Source organism: Ruegeria sp. CDSC068 (assembly GCF_059610545.1).
In genome coordinates this window covers 1-5,997 of sequence record NZ_JBXWNV010000022.1, presented here as the reverse complement: position 1 = coordinate 5,997, position 5,997 = coordinate 1, and the positions used below count along the sequence as shown (strand labels likewise).

General features: G+C 53.2%; 2 tRNA genes and 3 rRNA genes. All 5 read left to right on the top strand.

Annotated elements, in window-relative coordinates:
- Window positions 1-415 precede the first annotated feature (415 nt).
- The 5 genes from AC2FID_RS22400 (at window position 416) to rrf (ending at window position 5,868) form a co-directional block, all read left to right on the top strand.
- Window positions 416-1,875 (top strand): 16S ribosomal RNA (locus tag AC2FID_RS22400).
- A 217-nt stretch (window positions 1,876-2,092) separates the two neighbouring features.
- Window positions 2,093-2,169 (top strand) — tRNA-Ile (locus AC2FID_RS22395).
- A gap of 9 nt (window positions 2,170-2,178) precedes the next feature.
- Window positions 2,179-2,254: transfer RNA gene (locus AC2FID_RS22390), tRNA-Ala, on the top strand.
- A gap of 487 nt (window positions 2,255-2,741) precedes the next feature.
- Window positions 2,742-5,572: ribosomal RNA gene (locus AC2FID_RS22385) — 23S ribosomal RNA — on the top strand.
- A gap of 181 nt (window positions 5,573-5,753) precedes the next feature.
- Window positions 5,754-5,868, top strand: a 5S ribosomal RNA gene (rrf, locus tag AC2FID_RS22380).
- Together the 16S, 23S and 5S rRNA genes with 2 tRNA genes alongside form the textbook arrangement of a ribosomal RNA operon.
- Window positions 5,869-5,997 lie beyond the last annotated feature (129 nt).

Genomic DNA, 5,997 nt, shown 5'->3' with positions numbered 1-5,997 from the left:
CCCCTTCACCGGCGCTGCTGAGGCGGCGCTGACGGGTCGGAGAGACGGCCGGACGCATCGGAGAGACGGTGGAGACGCTCAGGAGAGACTGGGGGCATCTTAGGGAATGATTTAGGCGGGCGCGCTGATGTTATTGGCGCAACGGTCTGATTTTTGGCTCTTGGTGTTTTGTTCTTTGACATTGATGGATAACTGAAGAGATATGTGGGCGGTTTGGTTCGTTTCGACGGATTGAATGTCTGTATATCGCGCTGGTAGGGCTTCGGCTCGATGATCCAGTGTCAGCTTCACTGTTTGTACGGCTTTCGGTTTCTGATGAAACCAGAAGCACATACAGACAGAAGACTTCATCAGGATTAGCCTCCTGATGAGATGTGCAGAGGTTCGAACGTCAAGGATAAGCAGCAATGCTTTTCAACTTGAGAGTTTGATCCTGGCTCAGAACGAACGCTGGCGGCAGGCTTAACACATGCAAGTCGAGCGCACCTTCGGGTGAGCGGCGGACGGGTTAGTAACGCGTGGGAACATACCCTTTGGTACGGAATAGCCTCTGGAAACGGAGAGTAATACCGTATGAGCCCTTCGGGGGAAAGATTTATCGCCAAAGGATTGGCCCGCGTTAGATTAGGTAGTTGGTGGGGTAATGGCCTACCAAGCCTACGATCTATAGCTGGTTTTAGAGGATGATCAGCAACACTGGGACTGAGACACGGCCCAGACTCCTACGGGAGGCAGCAGTGGGGAATCTTGGACAATGGGGGCAACCCTGATCCAGCCATGCCGCGTGAGTGATGAAGGCCTTAGGGTCGTAAAGCTCTTTCGCCTGTGAAGATAATGACGGTAGCAGGTAAAGAAACCCCGGCTAACTCCGTGCCAGCAGCCGCGGTAATACGGAGGGGGTTAGCGTTGTTCGGAATTACTGGGCGTAAAGCGCACGTAGGCGGACTGGAAAGTTGGGGGTGAAATCCCAGGGCTCAACCCTGGAACTGCCTCCAAAACTATCAGTCTAGAGTTCGAGAGAGGTGAGTGGAATTCCGAGTGTAGAGGTGAAATTCGTAGATATTCGGAGGAACACCAGTGGCGAAGGCGGCTCACTGGCTCGATACTGACGCTGAGGTGCGAAAGTGTGGGGAGCAAACAGGATTAGATACCCTGGTAGTCCACACCGTAAACGATGAATGCCAGTCGTCGGGTAGCATGCTATTCGGTGACACACCTAACGGATTAAGCATTCCGCCTGGGGAGTACGGTCGCAAGATTAAAACTCAAAGGAATTGACGGGGGCCCGCACAAGCGGTGGAGCATGTGGTTTAATTCGAAGCAACGCGCAGAACCTTACCAACCCTTGACATCCTAGGACCGGCCCAGAGATGGGTCTTTCACTTCGGTGACCTAGTGACAGGTGCTGCATGGCTGTCGTCAGCTCGTGTCGTGAGATGTTCGGTTAAGTCCGGCAACGAGCGCAACCCACATCCTTAGTTGCCAGCAGTTCGGCTGGGCACTCTAGGGAAACTGCCCGTGATAAGCGGGAGGAAGGTGTGGATGACGTCAAGTCCTCATGGCCCTTACGGGTTGGGCTACACACGTGCTACAATGGCAGTGACAATGGGTTAATCCCAAAAAACTGTCTCAGTTCGGATTGGGGTCTGCAACTCGACCCCATGAAGTCGGAATCGCTAGTAATCGCGTAACAGCATGACGCGGTGAATACGTTCCCGGGCCTTGTACACACCGCCCGTCACACCATGGGAGTTGGTTCTACCCGACGACGCTGCGCTAACCTTCGGGGGGCAGGCGGCCACGGTAGGATCAGCGACTGGGGTGAAGTCGTAACAAGGTAGCCGTAGGGGAACCTGCGGCTGGATCACCTCCTTTCTAAGGATGTTCCTGGCATCTTGAGCTTGCTCTTGATCGTGGAACACTTAGCAGAAGATCAACAAACAAAGTTGATCAAACTCATGGACCGAGCCGTCCTCATATCTCTTCAGAACATATCAGGCCCGCAACGCTGTGAGGTCTGGCCCTCTCGGCAGATTTTGCGATGCAAAATCGCCTGTCGGGCAACGTCGATTTTGCTTTTGCAAAATCAACTGGGTCGGTAGCTCAGGTGGTTAGAGCGCACGCCTGATAAGCGTGAGGTCGGAGGTTCAAGTCCTCCTCGACCCACCAAAAACTTTTGGGGCCTTAGCTCAGCTGGGAGAGCGCCTGATTTGCATTCAGGAGGTCAGGAGTTCGATCCTCCTAGGCTCCACCATTTGCCTTCGATTTGACCGTTAAGCACCATTTTGGTTCTTCACCGTCCAATCGGACGTCGCTTCTTCGGAAGCTTTGACATCGTATAGAGAGAAATCAATCAACACTGTTTGATCGTGCCGAGTGTGGCATTGATCTCGGTCGTTCTTATCTTCGGATAAGCGGCGCAGTTTGGGTCTAGCCGGCCCTGTCTGCGTATCCCGATCGAAACGAACAGAGTTGTCCAAGTCTAATATACTAACCCGAGCGACCTGCGTTGATCAGCTGCACGGCTGAGAGACCATATGGGGTTGCTCATTTGTCCTCGTCCAAGTGGCGGGGGCGGGAAATGTATGTTTTTGGTTCAGAAGAATGACTGCCTTTAGTTACCAGCTGGGCGGTCTCGATTGATTTGATTACTAGCGCAGCTTCGGTTGTGTGCGGTCAAACGCACTCAAGTAGCCGGATAGGCGGTAGTGCCAATATCAAGTCTTTCTTTTTCTGGATCAAATCAAGCGCGAGAAGGGCGTTTGGTGAATGCCTTGGCAGCAAGAGGCGATGAAAGACGTGATACTCTGCGATAAGCCATGGGGAGCTGAGAATAAGCTTTGATCCATGGATTTCTGAATGGGGCAACCCACCTGAATGTTTGTTATTGTTAGCACTGCTAATCAATAATGGGCATAACCAGGTATTTATGACCTGAATACATAGGGTTATAAAGGCAAACCCGGGGAACTGAAACATCTAAGTACCCGGAGGAAAGGAAATCAATTGATACTCCCCTAGTAGCGGCGAGCGAACGGGGACCAGCCGAGCCTTGAGAGTGAGAAGAACATGTTGGGAAGCATGGCCATAGCGGGTGACAGCCCCGTATTCTAAGCTCAATGGGACGTATTAAGTAGGGCGGAACACGTGAAATTCTGTCTGAAGATCGGAGGACCACCTTCGAAGGCTAAGTACTCCTTGCTGACCGATAGTGAACCAGTACCGTGAGGGAAAGGTGAAAAGCACCCCGACGAGGGGAGTGAAACAGTACCTGAAACCGAACGCCTACAATCAGTCGGAGCCTCCTTGCGGGGTGACGGCGTACCTTTTGTATAATGGGTCATCGACTTGGTCTCACGAGCAAGCTTAAGCCGTTAGGTGTAGGCGTAGCGAAAGCGAGTCTTAATAGGGCGCATGAGTTCGTGGGATCAGACCCGAAACCGAGTGATCTAGGCATGGCCAGGTTGAAGGTAAGGTAACACTTACTGGAGGACCGAACCCACATCCGTTGAAAAGGATCGGGATGAGCTGTGCCTAGGGGTGAAAGGCCAATCAAACTCGGAGATAGCTGGTTCTCTGCGAAATCTATTTAGGTAGAGCGTCATCCGAATACCCCGGGGGGTAGAGCACTGGATGGGTAATGGGGCCCCACAGGCTTACTGATCCTAACCAAACTCCGAATACCCGGGAGTACTAGATGGCAGACACACTGCGGATGCTAACGTCCGTAGTGGAGAGGGAAACAACCCTGACCTACAGCTAAGGCCCCCAATTCATGGCTAAGTGGGAAAGCAGGTGGGACGACCAAAACAACCAGGAGGTTGGCTTAGAAGCAGCCATCCTTTAAAGATAGCGTAACAGCTCACTGGTCTAAATAAGTTGTCCTGCGGCGAAGATGTAACGGGGCTCAAGCCATGAGCCGAAGCTTAGGATGCCGTAAGGCATGGTAGCAGAGCGTAGTGTGACATAAGACTTATCCTCTTTAGTGTCCTTCGGGGCACCTTGGAGGATCGAGTCTTTTCGATGAAGCCGGCGCGTGAGCGATCCGGTGGAGAGATCACTAGTGAGAATGATGACATGAGTAGCGACAAAGAGTGTGAGAGACACTCTCGCCGAAAGTCCAAGGGTTCCTGCTTAAAGCTAATCTGAGCAGGGTAAGCCGGCCCCTAAGCCGAGGCCGAAAGGCGTAGGCGATGGGAACTAGGTTAATATTCCTAGGCCGTGGAGTGGTGACGGATCTCAGAGGTAGTTCATCCTTATCGGATTGAATGGGCTGCTGAGAGGTTCCTGGAAATAGCCCTCCTATAAGACCGTACCCTAAACCGACACAGGTGGACTGGTAGAGCATACCAAGGCGCTTGAGAGAACGATGTTGAAGGAACTCGGCAAAATACCTCCGTAAGTTCGCGAGAAGGAGGCCCGGTTCCTAGGCAACTAGGGGCTGGGGGCACAAACCAGGGGGTGGCGACTGTTTATTAAAAACACAGGGCTCTGCGAAGTCGCAAGACGACGTATAGGGTCTGACGCCTGCCCGGTGCCTGAAGGTTAAAAGGAGAGGTGAGAGCCTTGAATTGAAGCCCAGGTAAACGGCGGCCGTAACTATAACGGTCCTAAGGTAGCGAAATTCCTTGTCGGGTAAGTTCCGACCTGCACGAATGGCGTAACGACTTCCCCGCTGTCTCCAACATCGACTCAGCGAAATTGAATTGCCTGTCAAGATGCAGGCTTCCCGCGGTTAGACGGAAAGACCCCGTGCACCTTTACTACAGCTTCGCACTGGCATCAGGATTGTGATGTGCAGGATAGGTGGTGGGCTTTGAAGCAGAGACGCAAGTCTTTGTGGAGCCTCCCTTGAGATACCACCCTTCGCACTCTTGATGTCTAACCGCGGTCCGTTATCCGGATCCGGGACCCTGCGTGGCGGGTAGTTTGACTGGGGCGGTCGCCTCCTAAAGCGTAACGGAGGCGCGCGAAGGTTGGCTCAGAGCGGTCGGAAATCGCTCGTTGAGTGCAATGGCAGAAGCCAGCCTGACTGCGAGACTGACAAGTCGAGCAGAGTCGAAAGACGGCCATAGTGATCCGGTGGTCCCGAGTGGAAGGGCCATCGCTCAACGGATAAAAGGTACGCCGGGGATAACAGGCTGATACTGCCCAAGAGTCCATATCGACGGCAGTGTTTGGCACCTCGATGTCGGCTCATCTCATCCTGGGGCTGGAGCAGGTCCCAAGGGTACGGCTGTTCGCCGTTTAAAGAGGTACGTGAGCTGGGTTTAGAACGTCGTGAGACAGTTCGGTCCCTATCTGCCGTGGGTGTAGGAGACTTGAGAGGAGTTGCCCCTAGTACGAGAGGACCGGGGTGAACGATCCACTGGTGGACCAGTTGTCGTGCCAACGGCAGTGCTGGGTAGCTATGATCGGACAGGATAACCGCTGAAGGCATCTAAGCGGGAAGCCCCCCTCAAAACAAGGTCTCCCTGAGGGCCGTGGAAGACCACCACGTCAATAGGCCGGAGATGTAAGCGCAGTAATGCGTTCAGTTGACCGGTACTAATCGCCCGATAGGCTTGATTTGATCCAGTAATGGAAAGACAAATCAAAAACATACACCTCATTAAACATGGATAACTTCGCAGCAAAACGCTGCGGTGTTGATTGACATAACTACCGAGTGGCAACGCGCATTTGCACGCAAATACGTCGCCTGCCACTCGTCGCGCTTTGCAAAGCAAAGCCGCGACGGGGATTTTCCTCGGTTTGGTGGTCATAGCGCAAGTGAAACACCCGGTCCCATCCCGAACCCGGAAGTTAAGCACTGCCGCGCCAATGGTACTTGGGCTTAAGCCCCGGGAGAGTAGGTCACCGCCAAACCTAGAAAAATCCCACAATCAAACTTCTCTCTTACGATATCGAACTCATTCGACCCCGGCCTCAAGTAGCGTAAGCAACAGGCCGAAAAACGGTCTCAAGTAGCCGAATAGGCGGTAGACCACCAAAGTG